This is a genomic window from Leclercia tamurae, assembly GCF_025566055.1.
In the GTDB taxonomy this organism is placed as follows: domain Bacteria; phylum Pseudomonadota; class Gammaproteobacteria; order Enterobacterales; family Enterobacteriaceae; genus Enterobacter; species Enterobacter tamurae.
Map to the genome: position 1 here is coordinate 226,773 of NZ_JAMHKS010000078.1, position 23,515 is coordinate 250,287.

Genomic DNA, 23,515 nt, shown 5'->3' on the forward strand with positions numbered 1-23,515 from the left:
CATGGCGCCAGACATTCAGGTACTATCGAAGGGCTCATTACAAATTATTAACATAAGATCAGTAACAACCAGAAGCGCCCGAAGGAGAGGTTAATGGAAAGCAAAGTAGTAGTTCCGGCGGAAGGTAAAAAGATCACCCTGCAAGACGGCAAGCTGAACGTCCCACACAATCCGATTATCCCGTTCATCGAAGGTGACGGTATCGGTGTTGACGTAACCCCAGCAATGCTGAAAGTGGTGGATGCCGCTGTTGAGAAAGCCTATAAAGGCGAGCGTAAAATTTCCTGGATGGAAATTTACACCGGTGAAAAATCTACCCACGTTTATGGCCAGGACGTCTGGCTGCCAGCTGAGACGCTGGATCTGATCCGTGACTACCGCGTTGCCATCAAAGGCCCACTGACCACGCCAGTCGGTGGCGGTATTCGCTCCCTGAACGTTGCTCTGCGTCAGGAACTCGACCTGTATGTGTGCCTGCGCCCGGTGCGTTACTACCAGGGCACCCCAAGCCCGGTTAAACACCCTGAGCTGACCGACATGGTTATCTTCCGTGAGAACTCCGAAGATATCTACGCGGGCATCGAGTGGAAAGCTGACTCTGCCGACGCAGAGAAAGTGATCAAATTCCTGCGCGATGAGATGGGCGTGAAGAAAATTCGCTTCCCTGAACATTGCGGTATCGGTATCAAGCCATGCTCCGAAGACGGCACCAAGCGCCTGGTTCGTGCAGCGATTGAATACGCGATCACCAACGACCGTGACTCTGTGACCATCGTTCACAAAGGCAACATCATGAAGTTCACCGAAGGCGCGTTCAAAGACTGGGGTTACCAGTTGGCGGCGGAAGAGTTCGGTGGCTCACCGATCGACGGCGGCCCGTGGCAGAAGATCAAGAACCCGAACACCGGCAAAGAGATCATCATTAAAGATGTGATCGCCGATGCGTTCCTGCAGCAGATCCTGCTGCGTCCGGCTGAGTACGACGTTATCGCCTGTATGAACCTGAACGGTGACTACATCTCCGACGCCCTGGCGGCGCAGGTTGGCGGTATCGGTATCGCACCAGGCGCGAACATCGGTGACGAGTGCGCCCTGTTCGAAGCAACCCACGGTACAGCGCCTAAGTACGCTGGTCAGGATAAAGTGAACCCAGGTTCCATCATCCTGTCCGCAGAAATGATGCTGCGTCACATGGAATGGTTCGAAGCCGCAGACCTGATCGTTAAAGGTATGGAAGGCGCGATTAACGCCAAAACCGTAACTTACGATTTCGAACGTCTGATGGAAGGCGCTAAACTGCTGAAATGTTCAGAGTTTGGTGACGCGATCATCGAAAACATGTAATCCGGATTTCGGGTTGTATGAGAACGGGAGCCGATGGGCTCCCGTTTTTTTTATTCATAGCCCTCAAACGGTTATCAACATCAAGATAGCTTCAGGGACGATGGGTTCGAAAATATTTTAAACAGGATCATCTAATGCGTACCGCAAATATCCGTGCAATGATCGGAGGAACTCTTTTACTGATGTCAATCTTAGTCCCGGCGTCCGCCGCTCAGTCTCCCACCAGGGCTTCAGAACAACCAAACTCGCAGCGCATCTCTGTACAGACCGAAGGCACAGGAACGGATGTCATATTGATTCCGGGGCTGGCGTCGTCTCGCGACGTTTGGGCCGATTTAGCCTCAGGTTTACGTACGAGCCACCGCATTCATCTTGTCGAACTTGCGGGATTTGCGGGTACACCTGCTATTTCCAACCCGGAAGGGAAGGTCATCGCTCCGGCAGTTGATGCCATCGCGGAATATATCAACACCCAGCACATTAAAGCCCCTGTGATCATTGGCCACTCTCTTGGGGGGGAGATCGCCTTGATGCTGGGGGCCCGTTATGCCGACCTGGTCGGTCGCTTGATGATCGTCGATGCTTTGCCGTTCTATACGTTGACGATTAACCCTGCGGCGACCAGCGAAACGGCGGTCCCGCATGCAACCGCCATGCGGGACTGGCTACTGTCCCAGTCGGCGGAGCAATTCGTAGCGTTTCAGAATACCTCCATTGCCCGTTTAGCCAGGACCGAGGCGGTGAGACCTGCTCTGGTGGCGGCGGGGATCAATTCTGATCGCAAAACCGTTGCGGATGCAGTGTATGAACTAATGGTTACTGATTTGCGTCCCGAGCTTGGCCGCATTCGGGCGCCTATTGAGATCGTGTATGCGTATGACCCTTTATTCGGGATACCTGCAGCCAGCGTGGAGACGATGTACCGTCAAGCCTATGCCGCTGCATCCGAAATCCATTTCACGCGTATCGATGACAGTTTTCATTTTGTCATGCTCGATCAGCCAGAACGGTTCTCCAGCGCGGTTGCGTCATTCTTAAATCAATAAAAGATGACAAATGAAAAATACCTTCTAAGATTCTCAAGGAACAAACCTGAGGACATGGAGTTTCTTATGACAATTGCGTTGCTGGCAGCCTTATCCGCGCTTCTGATTGTGTCGGGGCTTATCTACGTTTTGAGGCAGTTAATGAATGCCTGGTGTGAACCGGAACGCCACTAGGCTACCCACTCTATTCCTCCTCACTTCCGTACACGATCTGCCCTACGCCGCGGTGGGTTCCGTCTCTGGAACCCGTCCTGCGTTTAGTGATGCTAATATCCAGGAGGAGGGACCATGATTGACGACACATGTCTTCATCGCCTCACTACAGGCGACATATCCGCACCAACGCCTGCCACTCTTGCAGATCTTGCCGCCGAACTGCTCTCCCTTCGCCAGGAGAACGCCCGGCTGAAACAGCAGCTCGCCACAGAAGTGAAGCTCCCTTATACCAGCGCCAGCCCGGTGTGCGATATCGAAGCCGGATATGCCGCAGGCGTCACAGACTGCAAGGAGGCGATACGTCGCGCGGGATTCTTGATCGAAGGGGATGATTAAGGCGAAGAACCCGGCGGGGTGCCGGGCCTGCTCACATTAAAACCAGTTAAATTTGTCAGAAAGAATCAACAACAACGAACTGGCACAAACAAGGTTAATACAGATCACGAATCGACTGGTTACGTTCATGTTATCAACACCATTCTGGCTATGAATGAATTGTGCTGATAAGCGTAATAGCAAATAGCGGAACGATCAAATCACGCGGGCAGGGCAAAAAAAAGCCCACGTAACGTGGGCAAGAAATACTGGAAGCAATGTGAGCAATGTCGTACTGAATACCTGAGTGATTTGCTCAACTATTCAGTATTGAGAAAGATAATGTTTCTCATTAACGAATGCAACCCCATCTTTTGTACGGAAGTGCGTTTATCGACAAATTCTTAAAATTTTCACGTGATGGCTATCACAAACTTGCTTTTCTGAATCCTGTGCTAAGCTTTGTGTGTATTTGATTTGACGACAAAAACCATACAGAGAGGAAAGCAGCTATGGGAATCATATCCTGGATTATCTTTGGGCTTATCGCGGGTATTCTGGCTAAGTGGATCATGCCGGGCAAAGATGGCGGTGGATTCATCGTTACGGTCATACTGGGGATCATCGGTGCCGTCGTTGGGGGCTGGATCAGTACCCTTTTCGGTTTCGGCAGAGTCGATGGCTTCAACTTCGGTAGCTTCATGGTAGCGGTGGTTGGCGCACTGGTAGTGCTGTTTATCTACCGTAAAGTGAGAAGCTAAACCGACGCTTCAGACAAAAAGACCGCCATTATCGGCGGTCTTTTTGCATCTCTTACCACCAGCCCAGTTGGCTTCCGGCAACGGCCGCGATGGCGACAATCAGCATAATAATGGTCGTTTTTCTCACTTATCCCCCGGGCGCAGCGTAACCGCCGACAAAAAACCACGTTAAAAAGATGACCGCCGTGATAAAAATCACAATCGGGAACAGAATACCAAGCCGCATGCTACCACCTGTCAGTAAATGCAAAACCCGTCGAGTTTACGGGGTTAGTCGATATTGAGAAAGGGCGTTTTAAGTTTGCCTTTCTTATTGCTGTACATGGCAGCATCGGCTGCCCGCAGCGCGCTGTCGGCATCAAGTTCAGCAGGATCCACCTCAATCACCCCGAGGCTGGCACCCGGATAGACAAGGTGCACATCCCCCAGCCAGTATTCACCGGCAATTTGCGCACTCAGCTGCGTTTTCACCAGGCTTAATGAGGTTTGCTCGTCGCTCTCGCGATCCTGACAGAGGCAGGCGACCAGGAATTCGTCCCCACCCAGTCGGCCCACGATCTCATCGTCGCCGCGCCCATCGTTCAGGCGCTTGCCCACCTCAACCAGAAACTGGTCGCCCGCCTCATGACCAAAGCGATCGTTAATCAGCTTAAAATCATCCAGATCGATGTAGGCGATAATGGCGTTGCGGTTCAGATGGCGCGCCAGCGAGAAGAGGGTGGTGAGATTTTCAAAGATGGCGCGGCGGTTTGGCAGACCGGTCAGGGCATCGGTATAGGAGTGTGCGATCAGGGCGGCATTGGCTTCGCGCAGCTGCCTGACCAGCGACTCTTTCTCGATGTTCTGGGCGATAAGCCCGGCGAAGAGTTTCAGGACGTGCTCGCCGCGTTCGCTCAGGGGATGTTTGCTGGAGCTGGCGGCGCACAGGGTGCCGTACAGGGAACCATCCGTCAGATGAATCGGTATGTTCATGTAGGTGGTGATGCCCAGCGATTTTGCCGCATCACAGTCACCCCAGTGCTCGGCCACGTTATTGCTGAAGAAGCAGTCAGAATCGATCGCCCGCTTGCACAGGGTCTCGCCCCAGGGAACGCTCAGCCCTTCCGGGATCTGCATCTGTTTGCTGTTTCGGGCGTACAGAATATGCTGCAGGCGGGCATTAATATCGATTTTAGTGAGGTAGGTCGACTCCATGTCGGTGACCACTTCAAGCATTTCGAGCAACTGACGCACCAGGCTCTCAAGTGATTGCTCCGTGCTAAGTGTTTCTGAAACACGGGCAAGAATAATATCCGACATGACGCTGCTCAACTCCCCTACAGAAGACCTCTGTACCTGTCTGTTTTGCTGAAAGATTCGACTGCGGGTAGTAGAACATGAATTGACGACATTTCATATATTCTGGCGTGGAACAGTAAATTCGGGCGGATAAAAAAATCCCCGGCACGCGCCGGGGAAAATAGATCTTGATTACGGAATGATGTTCTCTGGTCAAGTGAGAACAGCGCCACTCTAGCAAGGAAACTTGTCGGCATGATGAAGAAATCATGGAGAACAGATCACCCCTTCACCCTGGTGACAGGGCTCGTTGGCTGAGATACACTTTGCACTAAGATTATTCCTAAGTATTCAGCAGCCACATTCGAGGAAATATGTTTCAGTTAAACCCGGGCAACCTGGCGATGATTATCGGTGCCCGCACGCCAGCAGGGCGTCGCAATATCGGAAAATCCGTTGAGTTATTCAGCCTCTGCCAGCCGGGGCAGCGCTTTCTGAACCCCGTCAACGGGATCGTGACAGAACTGCCGCCGGGTGCAGAACGTGCCCTGTGGCTGGTGACCGGCGACGTATTTTCGTTTGATAATCAGATGGGGTTTGCGTTTGTGCGCCCGGAACATCTGATGCCGATCTCCCCTGAACAGGCGCCGGAAACCCTTGACGCCCTGATGCTGGATTGATTTAAAGCTGACGCAGCCAGTCGGCTAACACCAGAGCGTGATTCTGCTGCCGGTCTTTCGCCCCATACAGCAGCGTCACGGTCTGCTTGTCCGCCAGGCGGGCAATCCGCAGCCCCTCATTCTGATGCCGCGCCAGCTCCTGACGATAGGCCTGGCTGAAACTGGCAAAGTCGATCGTCTCGCTGTGAAACGCCTTGCGCAGGTCATTGGAAGGGGTCAGCGTTTTACACCACTCATCGTACAGTAGCGCCTCCTTTTTCATCCCCCGCGGCCAGAGCCGGTCCACCAGGATCCGGTATCCATCCTCTTTACTGGCCTCATCATACAGACGTTTGCACTGAATCATTTTTTGCTCCTTCTCCCTGCCACGCTATAGCGCTTCAACGCTATCACATTCTGCCCACGTATTTTAAGGTGTTGTGATATCAACGAAAGATCGGTAGTCTGAGGTTCCTTATGTTATCTGATATTTGTCTGGCATAAGGATCACTCTATGGAACTCTCCGCGGTAAAAAATACCCTCCGAATTGCACTGGTTGGCGACTACAATCCTGACGTACTGGCTCACCAGGCGATCCCGTTGGCCATTGACGATGCCGCAGCGGTGCTGGACATCACGGCCGACTACGACTGGCTGGCAACCACCGAATTAACCAGCCCGGAAGATCTGGTCGGCTACGACGCTATCTGGCTGGTTCCGGCCAGCCCCTATAAAAATGCTGACGCTGCGTTTATTGCCGCACGCTACGCCCGTGAAAACAGCGTCCCGTTTCTTGGCACCTGCGGCGGCTTCCAGCATGCATTGATTGAATATGCCCGCAACGTCCTGGGCTGGCAGGATGCGGCCCACGCCGAGACGGATACCGAAGGCCGGATGGTGATTGCCCCGTTGACCTGCTCGCTGGTTGAGCAAAGCGACACCATTGAACTGCGCGCCAATACCCTGATTGCCAAAGCCTATGGCCAGGAAGAGATCGAAGAGGGTTATCACTGCAATTACGGCGTTTCGCCTGAGTTCGCGCAGGCGCTGGAGAAGGGCGATATGCGCGTCACCGGCTGGGACGCGCAGGGTGAGATCCGTGCCGTAGAGCTGGTGACGCACCCGTTCTTTATCGCCACGCTGTTCCAGCATGAGCGCGCCGCGCTGGCAGGCCGACCGGCCCCGCTGGTGCACGCTATGCTTCGCGCAGCACAGAATTACTGAAGGCTGATTTAGCCGGACGTGATCTCCCGGTCACGTCCGGCCAGCATCCCGCAGAGGGCCATCACCACTGAAACCAGTGCACAGGCCAGCAGCGGGATCCGCCAGTCGCCGTTGGCATCGTGGATTTTCCCCATCAGCGGGGGACCACAGGCAGCCAACAGATAGCCCACCGATTGCGCCATCCCGGAAAGGGCCGCGGCCTGATGCGCCGAGCTGGCGCGCAGGCCAATAAACGTCAGGCCGAGGATCATGGTGGCCCCGGAACCGAAGCCAAAAATCAGCGTCCACATCACCGCCAGATCTGGCATAAACCACAGCCCGGCGGCACTCACCGCACACATCATTGCCGACAGTCCGGCCACGCCACGTTGATCCTTCAGCCGAAGCAGGAGCAGCGGCACCACAATCCCCGGTGCGGCGGTTGCCAGCTGTAACAGCCCGTGCAGGGACCCGGCTTCGGTTTCGCTGTAGCCGTGGCTCTGCAGGATCGCCGGCAGCCAGCCAATAATCACATAGTAGATAAGCGAGTTGATCCCCAGGAACAGCGTCACCTGCCAGGCCAGCGTTGAGCGCCAGATCCCCCGGCTATGCAGCGCCCGCGCGCCGCTCAACGACCCGACAGGGCGCTGGCGCCACTGCGGCAGCCACAGGAGCAGCGCCAGCAGGGGAAACACCATCAGCATCAACAGCGCACCGTGCCAGCCTGCACCGCTGAGGGCGACGGGCACCACCAGCGCCGAACCGAGCGCCGCCGCGGCCCCCATCGTCAGGGAGTACGCCCCGGTCAGTTTCGCCACCTGGCCGGGGAAATCACGTTTAATCAGCCCCGGCAGCAGCACGTTGCCGAGCGCAATACCGCAGCCAATCACCGCCGTGCCGCCAAACAGCAGCATTGCGGAGGGCAGGGAGCGCAGGGCGATCCCGGCGATAATTAGCAGCAGGGCGATAAACAGGCTGCGCTCCATGCCGATGCGGCGGGCGAGACCGGCCGCCAGGGGCGAGATCAGCGCAAAGGCCAGCAGGGGGAGCGTAGTGAGCAGTCCGGTCTGGGCGGTAGTCAGGCCATAATCGTCGCGAATAGCGTCCAGCAGCGGCGCAGCGCCGGTAAAGGTCACCCGCAGCGAGGTGGCAATTAGCAGGATCCCGGCAATCAGCAGCGCCCGCTGCTTGCCGGTAGTCGGAAGGGCTATGGTCATTGTTATCTCTTACGTCGAAATGAGGCTACAGGATACGCATTTTCAGGACAGTTGAAATCAAGCTAAAATGACAGATTATCGCTAATATCGGACAAGATTATGATCGGTCTGGGCCTTGAAGGGTACGATCCCGACAGCCAGCATGACGCCGCAGTGGCGTTTCACGTGCGCGTGGTGGCGGACGAGCAGCGTATTCCCCGACATCAGCACCGTAAAGGGCAGCTGATCCTGGCCCTGCATGGGGCGATCACCTGTGAGGTGGAGAACGCCATGTGGATGGTGCCGCCGCAGTTTGCGGTCTGGATCCCCGGCCAGCTGCCGCACAGCAACAGAGCCACCCCCAGCGCCCGGCTCTGCTTTTTATTTATCGAGCCCGGGGCCGTGGCTATGCCGGATCGCTGCTGCACGCTAAAAATTTCGCCGCTGGTGCGGGAGTTAATCCTGACCCTGGCGGTGCGCAGCCCTGAAAAGCAGGAGCCCGCTACCCGGCGGCTGGTGGAGGTGCTGTTTGATGAACTGCCCCGCCAGCCTGAAGAGCAGCTCCAGCTCCCGGTCTCTCCGCACCCTAAAATCCGCCTGATGAGTGAGACCATGGCCGCCTCCCCGGCGCAATGGCAGACGTTGCATCAGTGGGCAAGCCATTTCGCAATGAGTGAGCGCAACCTTGCCCGGCTGGTGGTGAGTGAGACCGGGCTCAGCTTTCGCCGCTGGCGGCATCAGCTCCAGCTGATTGTGGCCCTGCAGGGGTTGATCCGCGGCCAGTCGGTGCAGCAGGTGGCCCATAATCTGGGCTATGACTCCACCACTGCCTTTATCACCATGTTCAAAAAGGGGCTGGGTCAGACCCCGGCGCGGTATATCGCCAGTCTGGCTACGACTTCCCGATAAACAGCGACACCAGCCCGGCGGCAATCAGCGGGCCGACCGGCACGCCACGGAACAGCGCCACCCCCAGCACCGTGCCTACCAGCAGTCCGGCCACCAGCGTCGGCTGGGAACTCATCAGCGTGACACCGCGTCCGCCAAGCCACGACACAAACACACCTACAGCGATGGCAATCAATGATTTCCAGTTCATAAAGGCGTGGATCAGCGTCGAGGCGGGCAGGGTGCCGCTGGCGATCGGCGCCATCACGCCGATGGTGAGGATGATAATCCCGACGGTCAGCCCTTGCTTTTCAATCCACGGGAAAAAGGTGTTGAGCGGCGTGACCCGCACGATGATCAGCACCAGAATGGAAATGGCGACGGTGGTGTTATGGCTGACAAAGCCCAGCGCAGCGAGCCCCAGAAGAATAAGCAGAGTTGGGTCAATCATATTGTTATCCTTGCAAAAAAGTTAGCCTGCTTACTTTACGCTGTTACCGGCGGGTAAAAAGTCTTATCCCACAAAAAAACGGTAATCGGGTGTGGTACTGGCAGGGCGCTAATCACTGGCCGTATGATTTTTCAACCCCTTTCTGCACTTCTTATTCTCTTCAGTAAACGTTGTTCCGCATGGCACGCCCCGGCAGAATTTCGGCCTGACTCATGTGCCTGCTCGTTACGGTAATTCTCTGAACAAAGGGATTCGTTCTTTGTAGCGGTACACACCGACACTTTTAGCCAGGTACCGTAATGAATAAAGTAAGATTTTCACCCCATCCGCTGGCATGGTCGTTGCTGGTCGCGCTCTCCTGTACTGCGTCTGGCGCCGAGCAAAACGCCGCGCCACAGCTTAATGATGGCGACGTGATCACCGTGACCGCCCCGGTTCTCTCGCCGCTGGAGATCGTGACCTCGCCAAAAACGCCGCGTCAGCCGGTCCCGGCCAGCGATGGTTCCGATTACCTGAAAACCATTCCCGGCTTCAGCCAGATCCGTAACGGCGGCAGCAATGGCGACCCGGTGTTTCGCGGCATGTTCGGTTCCCGTCTGCGCCTGCTGACCAACGACAGCGAGATGCTCGGGGCATGCCCGTCGCGAATGGATGCCCCGAGCTCGTACATCTCGCCAGAAAGCTACGATCTGCTCACCGTGACCAAAGGGCCGGAAACCGTGCTCTGGGGGCCAGGCAACTCCGCCGGGACGGTGCGCTTCGACCGGGAACCGCCACGTTTTGACAGCGCGGGCGTCAAGGGCGATGCCAGCTTCCTCGCCGCCTCCAACGATCGTTTCGATGAGAACGCTGACGTCAGCTTTGGTAATGACCAGGGCTATGTCCGCCTGAACGGCAATAAATCGAAATCCGGCGATTACAAAGATGGCAATGGCGATCGCGTGGCCTCGAAGTGGGACAAGTGGAACACCGACCTCGCCATCGGCTGGACGCCGGATGCCGACACGCTGCTGGAGCTGACCGCCGGGCAGGGTAACGGGGACGCCAGCTACGCCGGGCGCGGGATGGATGGCTCCCAGTTCAAACGCGAAAGCCTGGGCCTGCGCTTTAAGAAAGAGCATATCGGTGAAGTCTTCGACTCGCTGGACATGAGCATCTACTACAACTACGCCAACCACATCATGGATAACTACTCCATGCGCTCTGCGGGCACCATGGGCGGGGGTATGTCCATGGGCTCGATGGACATGTCGATGCCGATGGAGAAACAGGTCGATCGCCGTACCGTCGGCGGCCGAATGATGGGCACCTGGCTGTGGTCTGATTTCCAGCTGCAAAGCGGGGTGGACATGCAGACCAACACCCACCGCAGCAATGAAGATGACCAGGATGCTGGCTGGCAGGAAGATGCCCGTTTCCACGATTACGGCGCCTTTGGTGAGCTGACGTGGAATGCCACCGATCTGAGCAAAGTTATCGGCGGCGCGCGTCTGGATAAGGTTGAGGTGGATAACTACACCGGCATCGGCAGCGACAGCCGGGAAGATACTCTCCCGGCGGGCTTCCTGCGCGTGGAGCATAACCTGGGCACTCTGCCGGCCATGGTCTACGCCGGGCTGGGCTATACCGAGCGTTTCCCGGACTACTGGGAGCTGTTCTCCCCGACCTACGGGCCGGATGGCACCTCGGACGTGTTTGACAATCTGAAGCCGGAGAAAACCACTCAGCTCGACATCGGGGCTCAGTACAAAGGCGAGCGCACCACCGGGTGGATCTCCGCCTACGTCGGGCGCATCAACGACTTCATCCTGTTTAGCTACGATCCGAACGACAGCCACGTCAGCCAGGCCGACAACGTGGACGCCACCACCATGGGCGGCGAGATGGGCGCCTCGTATCAGCTGAGCGACCAGTGGAAAACCGACGCCACGCTTAACTACTCCTGGGGCCAGAACACCGACGATCACCAGCCGCTGCCGCAAATGCCGCCGCTGGAAGCGCGTCTTGGCCTGACGTGGGAGCAGGGCGACTGGAGTTCCACCGGCCTGCTGCGTATGGTCAGCCCACAGCACCGGGTGGCGATGAACGAAGGTAACGTGGTCGGGAAAGATTTCGATCAGAGCGCCGGGTTCGCGATCCTCTCTGCCAACGCGGCGTATAAGGTGAATAAGTTCCTGAAGCTGAGCACCGGCGTCGATAACCTGCTGGATAAAGACTACAGCGAACACCTTAACCTGGCGGGGAACAGCAGCTTTGGTTACTCCTCCGATACCCCGGTGAATGAGCCTGGCCGCACCGTCTGGGCGAAGATGAACGTCACCTTCTGAGGCAATCGTAACACCGCCGGTCAGTGACCGGCGGTGGAGTTAACTGTTGCTGGTGGCTGATTGCTTGTGGAACAGCTCCCGGAAGACCGGATAGATGTCGTCCTGATCGCGAATGTGCTGCATCGCGAAGTTATCAAACATGGATTGCAGATGTTCATATTCACGCCACAGCGTCTGGTGGGCGCGGCGGGTGATCTCGATATAACTGTAGTAACGCACCACCGGAAGCAGTTTTTTCGCCAGTATTTCATGGCACAGCGGGGAATCATCCGCCCAGTTATCGCCATCCGACGCCTGCGCCGCATAGATGTTCCACTGCGCCGGGTCGTAACGCTCCTTCACCACCTCATCCATCAATTTCAGGGCGCTGGAAACAATGGTCCCGCCCGTCTCCTGCGAGTAGAAGAACTCATGCTCATCCACCTCTTTCGCCTGGGTGTGATGGCGGATATAGACCACATCCACGTTCTTATAGGTTCGGCTCAGGAACAGATAGAGCAGAATATAAAAGCGCTTGGCCATATCTTTGGTGGCCTGATCCATCGAGCCGGAAACGTCCATCAGGCAGAACATCACCGCCTGGCTTGAGGGTTCCGCACGTTTTTCGTAATTCTTGTAACGCAGGTCAAAGGTGTCGATAAAGGGCACGCGCTCAATTTTGGCGCGCAATTCGGCAATCTCTTTGCGCAGACGCTCCTCTTCCAGCAGCTGCGCGGGCTCGCTGTTTGCCACGGTCTCCAGGCTGGCTTCCAGCTCGCGAAGTTCACGCTTTTTCCCCGCCGTCATCGCCGTACGGCGCGCCAGCGAGTTCTGCAATGAACGCACCACGCTGATGTTGGCCGGTACGCCGTTGGCAGTAAAACCGGCCCGGTGCGTTTTATACTCATTCAACTGACGATGCTGATTTTTCTTCAGATTCGGCAGGGCCAAATCCTCAAACAGCAGATCCAGATACTCATCCTTGGAGATCTGAAACACAAACTCGTCCTGACCTTCTCCGTCCTGACTGGCCTGGCCCTGACCACTCCCGCCACCACCGCCGCCCCCGCCTTGCGGACGTTCGATACGGTCGTTCTGGATGAAGTGGTCGTTACCGGGATGAACGCGATGGCGCAAACCGCCGCGCCCCTGATGGAACATCGGTTCGCTAATGTCGTCCGTCGGAATGGAAACGGACTCCCCACTGTCTACGTCGGTGACCGAACGCTTATTAATGGCCTCGGAGATCGACTGTTTGATTTGCGCTTTATAACGACGCAAGAAGCGCTGGCGATTCACCGTGCTCTTGTTTTTGCCGTTAAGACGCCGGTCAATAAACCAGGTCATATGCCCCCCGTACTGCATTTGCCAACTTTCAGTGCCCGTAAGTGCCGGACGGCAGTAACGCTTATCCGGCCTACGGAACATTGTAGTAGGCCCGGCAAGCAACGCGCCGCCGGGCTTTTCGGGCTATTAAGACGATTTACGCACGCGCAGGTACCACTCGCAGAGCAGGCGAACCTGTTTGCGGGTGTAGCCTTTCTCCATCATGCGATCGACAAAATCGTCGTGTTTTTTCTGCTCGTCGGTTGAGGTTTTGGCATTAAAGGAGATGACCGGCAACAGCTCCTCGGTATTGGAGAACATTTTCTTCTCAATAACCGTGCGCAGTTTTTCATAGCTGGTCCAGTTCGGATTGCGTCCGCTGAAGTTCGCTCTGGCGCGCAGCACGAAGTTGACGATCTCATTGCGGAAGTCTTTCGGATTACTGATCCCGGCAGGCTTCTCGATTTTTTCCAGTTCCGCATTCAGTGACTCGCGGTCAAACAGTTGGCCGGTATCCGGGTCGCGATACTCCTGATCCTGGATCCAGAAGTCAGCATAGGTGACATAGCGGTCAAAAATGTTCTGCCCGTATTCGGAGTAAGATTCCAGGTAGGCGGTCTGGATCTCTTTGCCGATAAACTCGGCGTATTTTGGGATCAGATAGCCTTTCAGGAACTCCAGGTAACGTTCAGACTGCTCCTGCGGGAACTGCTCACGCTCAATCTGCTGCTCCAGGACGTAGAACAGATGTACCGGGTTAGCGGCCACTTCGGCGTGGTCAAAGTTAAACACGCGGGAGAGGATTTTGAACGCAAAGCGCGTGGAGAGACCGTTCATCCCTTCGTCGACACCGGCGTAGTCACGATACTCCTGGTAGGATTTCGCTTTCGGGTCAGTATCTTTCAGGCTCTCACCGTCATAGACGCGCATTTTCGAGTAGATGCTCGAGTTTTCTGGCTCTTTCAGGCGCGACAGGATCGAGAAGCGCGACAGCGTTTCCAGGGTCCCCGGAGCGCATGGGGCATGAACCAGCTCACTGTGGTTCAGCAGTTTTTCATAAATCTTGATCTCTTCGGAGATCCGCAGGCAGTAAGGCACTTTGACGATATAAACACGGTCAAGGAAGGCCTCGTTGTTTTTGTTGTTACGGAAAGTGACCCACTCAGATTCGTTGGAGTGCGCCAGAATAATACCGTTGAACGGCAGGGCAGAGATCCCTTCGGTACCGTTGTAGTTCCCTTCCTGGGTGGCGGTCAGCAGCGGATGCAGCACCTTGATCGGCGCTTTAAACATCTCGACGAACTCCATAATCCCCTGGTTGGCGCGGCACAGCGCACCGGAATAACCATAAGCGTCAGGATCGTTTTGCGCGTGGTTTTCCAGTTTACGGATATCCACTTTACCCACCAGCGCAGAGATATCCTGGTTGTTCTCGTCACCCGGTTCGGTTTTAGCAATCGCGATCTGTTCCAGAATAGACGGCCAGGCTTTCACCACGCGGAATTTGGTAATGTCGCCGCCAAACTCATGCAGGCGCTTCGCCGCCCACGGCGACATGATGGTGCCGAGATAGCGACGGGGAATACCGTACTCTTTATCCAGGATCTGCGCATCTTCCTGCGGATTAAACAGACACAGCGGATGGTCGTTGACCGGGCTGCGTTCGCCGTTGGCGCTCAGCACGTAAATCGGCACGCGCTGCATCAACGCTTTCAGCCGTTCAGCCAGCGAGGATTTACCGCCGCCAACGGGACCCAGCAGATACAGGATCTGTTTCTTCTCTTCCAGACCCTGAGCAGCGTGTTTCAGGTAGGAAACAATCTGCTCGATGGCATCTTCCATGCCGTAAAATTCTTCAAACGCAGGATATCGGGCGACGACCCGATTCGAAAACAGACGGGAAAGCCGTGGCTCCTGGGCAGTATCAACCATATTCGGCTCACCAATAGCCATCAATAGTCGTTCTGCCGCATTGGCATAGGCACTGCGATCCTGCCGACAGATGGCAAGAAATTCCTGCAGTGTGAACTCTTCGTCCTTGGCAGCTTCATATCGCTGGCGATAGTGATCGAATATATTCATGGCATGCCGTCCTTTCGTTTTTTAGCACAGGAAGAGAGCCGTTCATATGAATAGTAGAGGCTCCCGGAAGCGGGACCCGTTGCACCTCACTGCAAGAGCAGCAACCCGTGTGCCAGGTCGGGCGCTAAAACCGCGGGGTGATCCGGTATTCAGCTTCTTAAAATTAAGCGTAGATGGCATTTGCAAAACTTGCCTGCACGCAAAATCTAATTTCAATGACATATCAATAACTCATCCAGAAATTCAGCCAAATATTTTTAGATAAACCTCCTTCCTTCACTGAACGGTAATCTGACTGACAGCGTTCCGTCATTTGTCGCACACAAAATAAAGGGTTACTCAAATTGATTAGTTGACAAAAAATTTTGAGAAATGGGGGGAATGACGGTTACACTTCACCCGCTGATTATTTGACTACAGGAAAGAATGGATTGTGACCAAACTCAAACTTCTGGCACTGGGGATTATCGTTGCCACCTCAGTGAGTACAGCATACGCGGAGAATCAGTGGTCAGTTGGTGCTGGTGTCGGCGTAATCAACAGCCCTTATAAACAATATGACCGTGATATCTATCCGGTACCGGTTATCACCTATGAAGGGGATAATTTCTGGTTCCGCGGGCTGGGCGGTGGCTACTATCTGTGGAACGACCAGACCGACAAACTCTCCATCATGGCCTATTACGACCCGACGCACTTCAAGCCAGGCGACAGCGATAACTATCAGCTTCGCCAGCTCGATAAACGTAAGAGCACCATGATGGCGGGGGTTTCCTGGGTCCATAACACCGAATACGGTTTCCTGCGCACCGCCCTGGCGGGGGATACGCTCGATAACAGTAACGGCTATATCTGGGATCTGGCGTGGTTGTACCGCTACACCAACGGCGGGCTGACGCTCACCCCGGGTATCGGTGTGGAATACCACAGTGATAACTACAACGACTACTATTATGGCGTGTCCCATAAAGAGTCCCGTCGCAGCGGCCTGAACAGCTATGATGCAGACGATGGCTGGAACCCGTACCTGGAGCTGACCGCGAGCTATAAGTTTGCGCCTGACTGGAACGTCTATGCCACTGGCCGCTATAACCGCCTCAGCGATGAGGTAAAAGACAGCCCGATGGTCGACAAGTCCTGGACCGGGCTGATGTCGGTGGGGCTGACCTACAGTTTCTGATTGTGCATCTTTACTGTGCAATTTGTGCATTACAACGGAGCGCTTGCGCTCCGTTTTTTTTAGGGTGATGCAATATGTGCATCATGACGGAGCGCCTGCGCTCCGTTTGTCCTGGGGTGATGCAGATAAACAGGAGAGTGTGATGAGCGAAAAAACCATTAACGTTGGCAACAATATCGTGCTGCCGGCCATCGGGCAGGGCACCTGGTATATGGGTGAAAAAGCGGGTCAGCGCCGCCAGGAAGTGGACGCCCTGCGGGCAGGCATTGAGCGAGGGCTGACGCTGATTGATACCGCCGAGATGTATGCCGACGGCGGTGCGGAAGAGGTGGTCGGTGAAGCCATCAAAGGCCTGCGCGACGAGGTGTTCCTGGTCTCCAAGGTCTACCCATGGAATGCTGGCGGACAAAAAGGTATCGCCGCCTGTGAAGCCAGCCTGCGCCGTCTCGGCACCGAGTATATCGACCTCTATCTGCTGCACTGGCGCGGGAATTATTCCCTCGATGAGACCGTCCGGCTGATGGAGACATTGCAACAGCAGGGCAAAATTGGCCGCTGGGGAGTGTCGAACCTCGATTATGCGGATATGCAGGAGCTGTGGCAGGTGCCGGGCGGCCAGGCTTGTGCCGCCAATCAGGTGCTGTACCATCTCGGCTCACGCGGGATCGAATACGATCTGCTGCCGTGGTGTCAGCAGCAGTCGATGCCGGTGATGGCTTACTGCCCGCTGGCGCAGGCCGGGCGGCTGCGTACCGGGCTGTTTAATCATCCGGTAGTGAATGCGGTGGCGAAAGAGTACAACGTCACGGCGGCGCAGGTGCTGCTGGCATGGGTGATACGTCACCGCGGGGTCGTGGCTATCCCGAAAGCGTCGTCCATTAAGCATGTGGAAGAGAATGCGGGCGCACTGGCTATTTCACTCTCTGCGGAGGCGTTAACGCAGTTGGATGCGGCCTTCCCGGCACCGAAACAGAAAACGGCGTTGGATGTAGTGTGAAGTGAGCGTCATGCCCTCTCAGCGTGGAGAGGGCAAGGGCAGGGAATTAACGCTTCACAATGTGAATGGTCTGTCCCAGACGGGAAGGTTTCTCTTCCGACGCGGTTTGCGGTTCGCTGACGCAGGCGGTTTCCACGCAGACGAACGTCTTATAGCCGTCATCCGGAACGTCACCCATGCTGACTGAGAGCGCCGGGCCCGGGTTCCAGCCCACCACGTTGCTGTGGTGATGATGGATAACTTCGATAGCGCGATTCAGCGCGGTATCTTCGATGACGCTGCAGGCTTCCGGGTTCAGGTAGACGCGGTCGGTACGATCCGGGAAGGTCTGTGAACCGTCGTTCAGTTTGCCCTCTTTCGCATTATCCACTTTGTCGATAAAGCTATCTCCCAGGCCATTCACCGTGACGGCAGCGATATCGCCGACGTTGAAATAGGTGTGCAGGGCAGAGGTGGTTTCAAACTCACCGTGCGCTTCCAGTTCGATCTCACAGGTGTTACCCAGTTTGAAGCGAGCATACAGAGTGAAGTCGTGCGGCCACAGTTTGCGGGTCTCGTCATCGCTTTGCAGTTCAAATGTCAACACCACGCCGGATTCATCTTCGTTGTGAGCTTTCAGCGTCCACGGCAGGTTGCGGGCAAAACCGTGCGACGGCAGGCCCTGTTCAGCTGACGGACCAAACCATGGCCAGCAGATTGGCACGCCGCCGCGGATCGCCGCCCCTTTCTTAAAGGAGGTGATGTCGCTCAGCCACAGCGCTTCCACTTCGCCTTCTGGCTGCCAGGAGAGCAGGTGTGCGCCCTGCAGGGCAACAGAAGCCTGAACCTGCGGATGTTCGACCACAATTACTTCAACGTCATCGATCTGGCGGCGGGAGAGCACAGGGGTAAGTTGTTCGACTACCGGAAGTGCAAAAATTGTTTTAATCATTACGCAATCCTCTGTCTTTAATGCCATAAAAAAAGGCGACCGAGGTCGCCTTTTTGGATCAGATTCTCATCTCAACTTATTTGGAGATGTGAGCGATCAGGTCCAGAACTTTGTTAGAGTAACCGGTTTCGTTGTCGTACCAGGAAACCAGTTTCACGAAGTTGTCGTTCAGTGCGATACCCGCTTTAGCATCGAACACAGAAGTACAGATTTCGCCGTTGAAATCGGTAGAAACAACGTCATCTTCGGTGTAACCCAGAACGCCTTTCATTGCGCCTTCGGAAGCAGCTTTGATTGCTTTCTTAATTTCTTCATAAGAAGCAGCTTTTTCCAGACGAACGGTCAGGTCAACTACAGATACGTTAGGAGTTGGAACGCGGAATGCCATACCAGTCAGTTTACCGTTCAGCTCTGGCAGAACAACGCCTACAGCTTTAGCAGCACCGGTAGAAGATGGGATGATGTTCTGAGCTGCACCGCGGCCGCCGCGCCAGTCTTTGTGAGACGGGCCATCAACAGTTTTCTGAGTTGCGGTGGTAGCGTGAACGGTGGTCATCAGGCCTTCAACGATACCGAAGTTGTCGTTGATAACTTTAGCCAGTGGCGCCAGGCAGTTGGTGGTGCAGGATGCGTTAGAAACGATGTCCTGGCCAGCATACTTCTCGAAGTTAGCGCCTTTAACGAACATTGGGGTGTTGTCTTTGGATGGACCAGTCAGAACAACTTTTTTCGCGCCAGCGGTGATGTGTTTACGCGCAGTTTCGTCGGTCAGGAAGATACCGGTTGCTTCAGCAACAACGTCAACACCGATTTCGTTCCACTTCAGGTTAGCTGGATCTTTTTCAGCAGTAACACGGATGGTTTTGCCGTTGACAACCAGGTGGCCGTCTTTCACTTCAACGGTGCCGTTGAAACGACCGTGAGTTGAGTCGTACTTCAGCATGTACGCCATGTATTCAGCGTCTAACAGATCGTTGATACCAACGATTTCGATGTCAGAACGTTCCTGAGCAGCACGGAAAACAATACGGCCGATACGGCCAAAACCGTTGATACCTACTTTGATAGTCATATATTCCACCAGCTATTTGTTAGTGAATAAAAGGTTGCGTGTAAAATTACAAAAACCTTACGCAGCGTCAAGCGGAATCGTGTCAATCATTGCGACAAATCAATCCTTCGCATTACCTTTGCTCGATTGACTCACCTCACATTCCCTCGGAGCTAGCACCCATATGGGGCCTGCGCACGGAATTTTAAAGGGCTGACCACATAAAAACGTGGAGTAGATCACATTTGTCTGAGTGCCTCTGCGCAACGAGTAAGTTTAGATCAAAAGTTCATACTTCAGTGTTAATGTTTTGTTAGAATCGAGGGTAAAAGTTGTCTGTTTCAACTGCGAGATGTAAGCCTATGTCGAATCAACAAAACCCCGATGAACTGAAAAAAAACCTCACAGAAATGCAGTTCTACGTGACGCAAAACCATGGTACGGAACCGCCGTTTACCGGGCGTCTGCTGCATAACAAGCGCGATGGTGTCTACCACTGCCTGGTGTGTGACGCTGCGCTGTTTAACTCCCAAAGCAAATACGATTCTGGCTGCGGCTGGCCGAGCTTCTATGAACCGGTGAGTGAAGAGGCCATTCACTATCTCAAGGACATCAGCCACGGTATGGAGCGCATTGAGATTCGCTGTGGAAACTGTGACGCGCATCTCGGTCACGTCTTCCCGGACGGTCCTCAGCCGACAGGGGAGCGTTTTTGCGTCAACTCCGCCTCATTGAGCTTCACTGACGACCAGAACGGCGACCAGACGAAAGGCTGAAAAATCGATTCAGCAAATTATTCCTTCGGAGCCCGATTTAATATGAATATTGAAGAGATGATTAACGGCATGACGCCGGATGTTTATCAGCGTCTGGTCACGGCTGTTGAGCTGGGAAAATGGGCCGATGGCGTGGCGCTGACCGCGGAGCAGAAAGAGAATTGCCTCCAGTTAGTCATGCTGTGGCAGGCGCGCAATAACACTGACGCGCAGCACATGACCATCGACACCCAGGGGCAGATGGTGATGAAGAGTAAGCAGCAGCTGAAAGAGGATTTCGGCATCGCGCCAAAATCGATTGCGACCCTGAAAATGCAGTAACCCTGCGGGTTGAAGCCCTCTCCCCGGGGAGAGGGCTTATGTTTTACTTAATCCCCAGCGACTCCGCCAGCTGCTTCGCCAGCTGGTTGTTGTCATCCGCGCCGTACTCCCAGAACATCGCCCCGGCCAGCCCTTTCTCTTTGATGTACTCCGCTTTAATCGCTACCGACCGCGGGTTCTCGTACGACAGGGCAAACAGCGCCTTACCGTCATCACCCTTCACGGACAGCCATGGCACCTTAGCCTGATCGTCCCACTGTTCGGTAAAGCGTTTCTGCGGATCGTTTAAAAACGTCTTCACGATATCGTTGTACTTCACGTAGGTGTCTTTGGTCAGGTCGTAGCCCAGGGATTTGAACAGGTCGATCTGCTGCGGGCTGAAATAAGGCAAGGTTGCCGGGTTTTTCTGTGCATCCGGCTTGCTCCAGTCGATGCCAGGCTCCACGGCGCGTTTCGGCACGCGGCCGTAGAAGCCGATGCCGAGGTTCATCTGCTGCGGCTTTAGCCCGGCGGCCAGATAGTTATTCACCACAAAGTCCACGCTATATTTATCCGCCGCGGCCACGGTCGGCCAGGCGCTGGAGTCATACAGGTTGGCGTTGAAGTACTGAGTGCCGTACGCCATGTCGTAGGTCATCAGGTTGATGTAATCGAGCAGCGGCGCAATCGCCTTCACGTCGACCCAGCTTTTCGGACTTTCTGCATTGGCGCCGACGGCGATGGTCACCAGTTTTTTATTCCCGAACGCGGTACGCAGTTCCTTCAGCAGGGCGGTAAAGTTATCCCGATCCGCCGGGGTGCTGGCGACCAGGCCCCATGCACCGTTAACCGGGTATTCCCAGTCGAGATCGATCCCATCCAGACCGTATTTCTCAACGATCGCTTGCGCGGAGCGGATGAATACCGCCCGGGTCTCCGGGGTGGATACCGCTCCTGAGAAGCCACGTGCGCCCCAGCCGCCTATGGAGAGCAGGACCTTGAGATTGGGGTTTTGTTTGCGCAGGACAGGGAGCAAAGCCAGGTCGGCAGCCACTTTCGGCGAGAGCCAGATCTGGTGCAGTTTGTTCGGATCTTTTAGCGCCGGGTTAGTTTCGTCTTTTTCGTCGTTATAGATCAGACCAAAGGAGTAGTTCAGGTGGGTGATCTGGCGAACATCGAGTTTGTTGATATCCCCGCCCGGTCCGGCGGTGACGTCGCCGCCCCCGTTAAAATAGCCCACCGACATCAGGGCGCTGGCGGAAGCAACGGACGCGCAAAGCAGGGGTAAGGCTGCCAACAAGGGCAAAGGTTTCATAGCAATTCCTCTTCAATTTTGACGGTAAAAAACAAGCACGCCACGTAAGGTTGTGGCGAAAAAAGTGCCAAAAAAGAATAGCATTGCCGTCTCGCTGAGAGTGCGAGGCAGTTCACCTTATGGGACTAATGGGAATTTTGCCCGGCGGCGCTGCGCTTGCGCGGGCCTACGGGTTTGGTAGGCCGGGTAAGCGTCAGCGCCACCCGGAGAAAGGCTGCGCTACGCCTGCGTTTCCTGCCAGTCCGCCAGCGTGTACAGCGTGGCACCTTCCGCTGCCATATCCATAAACGCCTGGGCGCTGTCCTGGTGCTGAATGTTGACCCCGCGGCAGCCGTCGGTGATGACGTTCACCTGGTAGCCCAGCTGCAACGCATCCAGTACGGTAAATTTGACGCAGTAATCGGTCGCCAGGCCCATCACAATCAGCTCCACGATTTCATGATGGCGCAGCCACTGATCCAGCCCGGTTTTCTGCCGGTGACCGTTATCAAAGAAGGCGCTGTAGCTGTCGATGTTCGGGTTTTCCCCTTTCTGGAAGATGGCGTCAATGGCTTTGCTGTTCAGCAGGGGATGCAGCTCTGCGCCTTCGGTGTGCTGCACACAGTGATCGGGCCAGAAGGTCTGCGGCAGGCCATCCAGCTCGCCCTGGGTGAAGGGCTCGACGTTATGCTGGCTGGCAAAACTGCCGTGATCTGCCGGATGCCAGTCCTGGCTGGCCACTACCGCCTCACCTCGGGCTTTACACCACTCAATCAGCGCGTTGGCGATGTCCACCGTGCTGTCGCCTTCAGCCACCGCCAGCGCGCCGCCAGCGCAGAAGTCATTCTGTAAATCGACCAGTAACAGGGCTCGTTGTTTCATAAAGGCTCCTTATTCGTCTGGCGTCAGTTCGCCACGCAGGTTTTGCATCATCGCGGTGCGAATCGACTGCACATCCAGATCCTGACTCAGTAAGTAGTGAAGTTTAGTCAGGGTGGCTTCCACCGTCATATCAAAACCGCTAATCACCCCCGCTTGTGCCAGGGCATTACCGGTGGCATAGCCACCCATATTCACTTTGCCGGACATGCATTGGGTGAGGTTGACCACCACAATCCCACGGCTGCTCGCCTCCTGAAGCTCCTTCAGGAACTCACCATTTTGCGGGGCGTTGCCCACGCCGTAGGAGCGCAGGATCAGCGCTTTTACCGGCTGGCGCAGGAAGTTTCGTACCACATCGGCGGAGATACCCGGATAGATAGTGACCACACCAATTGGCTGCGGGGTAATCGGATGCACCACCAGCTCGCCCGTCGTATGGGGGGCAGGTGGCGTACCGAGGCGGCGGATATGGATCCCGGCTTCCAGCAGTGGGGAGAGGTTCGGGGAGGCAAAGGCATCAAAGCCGTCCGCATGCGCTTTGGTGGTGCGGTTGCCGCGATACAGGCGGTTGTTGAAGAACAGACTCACTTCGCTAATCGGGAAGTTGGCCGCCACGTACAGCGAGTTGAGCAGGTTGATCTGCCCGTCAGAACGCAGCTCCGCCAGCGGGATCTGCGAGCCAGTGACGATCACCGGTTTGCTGAGGTTTTCCAGCATGAAGGAGAGCGCCGAGGCGGTAAACGCCATGGTGTCGGTGCCATGCAGGATCACGAAGCCATCATACTGATCGTAGTGCGCCTTGATGTCGTCGGCGATATGTTGCCAGTCTTCCGGGGTCATGTCGGACGAGTCCATCAGCGGATCATACTCGTGGATGGTAAAGTCCGGCATCTCCGGGCGATGGAACTCAGGCATCAACGCCAGCTGGCGCTGCAGATGACCCGAAACCGGGATATAGCCATTTTCCGAGCGCTGCATACCGATGGTACCGCCGGTGTAGGCGACATAGATTGATTTCTTCTGCATGGTGTT

The 23,515-nt window shown here is 55.5% G+C and carries 24 protein-coding genes; 12 read left to right on the top strand and 12 right to left on the bottom strand.

The features are described from left to right. Positions 1 to 93 precede the first annotated feature (93 nt). The 4 genes from icd (at position 94) to M8318_RS20980 (ending at position 3,682) form a co-directional block, all read left to right on the top strand. On the top strand, positions 94 to 1,344 hold the full coding sequence (gene icd, locus M8318_RS20965) for an NADP-dependent isocitrate dehydrogenase (RefSeq protein WP_106992776.1): 1,251 nt from the start codon (positions 94 to 96) through the stop codon (positions 1,342 to 1,344). A gap of 134 nt (positions 1,345 to 1,478) precedes the next feature. Then, positions 1,479 to 2,390, top strand: a complete 912-nt coding sequence (locus M8318_RS20970; RefSeq protein ID WP_262664353.1) for an alpha/beta fold hydrolase — start codon at positions 1,479 to 1,481, stop codon at positions 2,388 to 2,390. A gap of 288 nt (positions 2,391 to 2,678) precedes the next feature. Then, entirely contained in the window at positions 2,679 to 2,942 is a 264-nt protein-coding gene (locus tag M8318_RS20975) for a hypothetical protein (protein WP_262664354.1), read from the top strand. Between the two features lie 491 nt (positions 2,943 to 3,433). Continuing rightward, complete coding sequence (locus tag M8318_RS20980; RefSeq protein WP_106993575.1) at positions 3,434 to 3,682, top strand: GlsB/YeaQ/YmgE family stress response membrane protein; 249 nt, start codon at positions 3,434 to 3,436, stop codon at positions 3,680 to 3,682. 127 nt (positions 3,683 to 3,809) lie between these two features. On the opposite strand, the gene M8318_RS20985 is transcribed toward M8318_RS20980, so the two are convergent. Further along, a complete protein-coding gene (locus M8318_RS20985) occupies positions 3,810 to 3,908 on the bottom strand; it encodes a YoaK family small membrane protein (RefSeq protein ID WP_032617670.1) in 99 nt (32 codons plus the stop codon). Between the two features lie 44 nt (positions 3,909 to 3,952). Next, positions 3,953 to 4,981: a sensor domain-containing diguanylate cyclase gene (locus M8318_RS20990; RefSeq protein WP_262664355.1), complete on the bottom strand. Its 1,029-nt coding sequence runs from the start codon at positions 4,979 to 4,981 to the stop codon at positions 3,953 to 3,955. A gap of 353 nt (positions 4,982 to 5,334) precedes the next feature. Here M8318_RS20990 and M8318_RS20995 point away from each other — a divergent pair, with 353 nt between their 5' ends. Then, on the top strand, positions 5,335 to 5,640 hold the full coding sequence (locus tag M8318_RS20995) for a hypothetical protein (RefSeq protein ID WP_262664356.1): 306 nt from the start codon (positions 5,335 to 5,337) through the stop codon (positions 5,638 to 5,640). 1 nt (position 5,641) lies between these two features. On the opposite strand, the gene M8318_RS21000 is transcribed toward M8318_RS20995, so the two are convergent. After that, positions 5,642 to 5,986, bottom strand: coding sequence for a DUF488 domain-containing protein (locus M8318_RS21000; protein WP_262664358.1), 345 nt, complete (start codon positions 5,984 to 5,986; stop codon positions 5,642 to 5,644). A 147-nt stretch (positions 5,987 to 6,133) separates the two neighbouring features. Here M8318_RS21000 and M8318_RS21005 point away from each other — a divergent pair, with 147 nt between their 5' ends. Then, on the top strand, positions 6,134 to 6,844 hold the full coding sequence (locus M8318_RS21005) for a CTP synthase C-terminal region-related (seleno)protein (protein ID WP_262664359.1): 711 nt from the start codon (positions 6,134 to 6,136) through the stop codon (positions 6,842 to 6,844). Between the two features lie 8 nt (positions 6,845 to 6,852). Here the strand turns inward: M8318_RS21005 and M8318_RS21010 are convergent, their stop codons facing one another. Further along, a complete protein-coding gene (locus tag M8318_RS21010; RefSeq protein WP_262664360.1) occupies positions 6,853 to 8,040 on the bottom strand; it encodes a CynX/NimT family MFS transporter in 1,188 nt (395 codons plus the stop codon). Between the two features lie 99 nt (positions 8,041 to 8,139). On the opposite strand from M8318_RS21010, the gene M8318_RS21015 reads away from it, so the two are divergent. Further along, entirely contained in the window at positions 8,140 to 8,928 is a 789-nt protein-coding gene (locus M8318_RS21015) for an AraC family transcriptional regulator (protein WP_262664361.1), read from the top strand. On the opposite strand, the gene M8318_RS21020 is transcribed toward M8318_RS21015, so the two are convergent. After that, complete coding sequence (locus M8318_RS21020) at positions 8,912 to 9,358, bottom strand: DUF441 domain-containing protein (protein WP_106993582.1); 447 nt, start codon at positions 9,356 to 9,358, stop codon at positions 8,912 to 8,914. The genes M8318_RS21015 and M8318_RS21020 overlap by 17 nt on opposite strands. A 299-nt stretch (positions 9,359 to 9,657) precedes the next feature. Here M8318_RS21020 and M8318_RS21025 point away from each other — a divergent pair, with 299 nt between their 5' ends. Continuing rightward, entirely contained in the window at positions 9,658 to 11,685 is a 2,028-nt protein-coding gene (locus M8318_RS21025; RefSeq protein ID WP_262664362.1) for a TonB-dependent copper receptor, read from the top strand. A gap of 39 nt (positions 11,686 to 11,724) precedes the next feature. On the opposite strand, the gene M8318_RS21030 is transcribed toward M8318_RS21025, so the two are convergent. Together M8318_RS21030 and yeaG are read right to left on the bottom strand one after the other, a co-directional pair. After that, positions 11,725 to 13,011: a YeaH/YhbH family protein gene (locus M8318_RS21030; RefSeq protein WP_262664363.1), complete on the bottom strand. Its 1,287-nt coding sequence runs from the start codon at positions 13,009 to 13,011 to the stop codon at positions 11,725 to 11,727. 126 nt (positions 13,012 to 13,137) lie between these two features. Continuing rightward, a complete protein-coding gene (gene yeaG / locus M8318_RS21035) occupies positions 13,138 to 15,072 on the bottom strand; it encodes a protein kinase YeaG (RefSeq protein WP_262664364.1) in 1,935 nt (644 codons plus the stop codon). Positions 15,073 to 15,505: 433 nt separating this feature from the next. On the opposite strand from yeaG, the gene M8318_RS21040 reads away from it, so the two are divergent. Then, positions 15,506 to 16,252: a MipA/OmpV family protein gene (locus M8318_RS21040; protein ID WP_106993585.1), complete on the top strand. Its 747-nt coding sequence runs from the start codon at positions 15,506 to 15,508 to the stop codon at positions 16,250 to 16,252. Positions 16,253 to 16,394: 142 nt separating this feature from the next. Continuing rightward, a complete protein-coding gene (locus tag M8318_RS21045) occupies positions 16,395 to 17,249 on the top strand; it encodes an aldo/keto reductase (protein ID WP_262664365.1) in 855 nt (284 codons plus the stop codon). Positions 17,250 to 17,295: 46 nt separating this feature from the next. On the opposite strand, the gene M8318_RS21050 is transcribed toward M8318_RS21045, so the two are convergent. Further along, positions 17,296 to 18,180, bottom strand: coding sequence for a D-hexose-6-phosphate mutarotase (locus M8318_RS21050; protein ID WP_262664366.1), 885 nt, complete (start codon positions 18,178 to 18,180; stop codon positions 17,296 to 17,298). A gap of 76 nt (positions 18,181 to 18,256) precedes the next feature. Then, positions 18,257 to 19,252 (bottom strand): glyceraldehyde-3-phosphate dehydrogenase, encoded by a 996-nt coding sequence (gapA, locus tag M8318_RS21055; RefSeq protein WP_119934614.1) that lies wholly within the window; start codon positions 19,250 to 19,252, stop codon positions 18,257 to 18,259. A 341-nt stretch (positions 19,253 to 19,593) separates the two neighbouring features. Between gapA and msrB the strand changes: the two genes are divergently transcribed. Both msrB and M8318_RS21065 read left to right on the top strand, forming a co-directional pair. Then, positions 19,594 to 20,007 carry a peptide-methionine (R)-S-oxide reductase MsrB gene (msrB, locus tag M8318_RS21060; protein WP_106993588.1) on the top strand — a complete coding sequence of 138 codons (414 nt, stop codon included), beginning with the start codon at positions 19,594 to 19,596 and terminating at the stop codon, positions 20,005 to 20,007. A gap of 42 nt (positions 20,008 to 20,049) precedes the next feature. Beyond that, positions 20,050 to 20,328 carry a YeaC family protein gene (locus tag M8318_RS21065; RefSeq protein WP_166182203.1) on the top strand — a complete coding sequence of 93 codons (279 nt, stop codon included), beginning with the start codon at positions 20,050 to 20,052 and terminating at the stop codon, positions 20,326 to 20,328. Between the two features lie 43 nt (positions 20,329 to 20,371). On the opposite strand, the gene M8318_RS21070 is transcribed toward M8318_RS21065, so the two are convergent. From M8318_RS21070 to ansA, 3 genes are all read right to left on the bottom strand, one after another. Further along, the gene (locus M8318_RS21070; RefSeq protein WP_262664367.1) at positions 20,372 to 21,622 is read right to left on the bottom strand and encodes a glycoside hydrolase family 18 protein; all 1,251 of its coding nucleotides are present in this window, start codon (positions 21,620 to 21,622) and stop codon (positions 20,372 to 20,374) included. Positions 21,623 to 21,841: 219 nt separating this feature from the next. Then, a complete protein-coding gene (pncA, locus tag M8318_RS21075; protein WP_262664368.1) occupies positions 21,842 to 22,483 on the bottom strand; it encodes a bifunctional nicotinamidase/pyrazinamidase in 642 nt (213 codons plus the stop codon). Between the two features lie 9 nt (positions 22,484 to 22,492). After that, positions 22,493 to 23,509: an asparaginase gene (ansA, locus tag M8318_RS21080; protein WP_166182206.1), complete on the bottom strand. Its 1,017-nt coding sequence runs from the start codon at positions 23,507 to 23,509 to the stop codon at positions 22,493 to 22,495. Positions 23,510 to 23,515 lie beyond the last annotated feature (6 nt).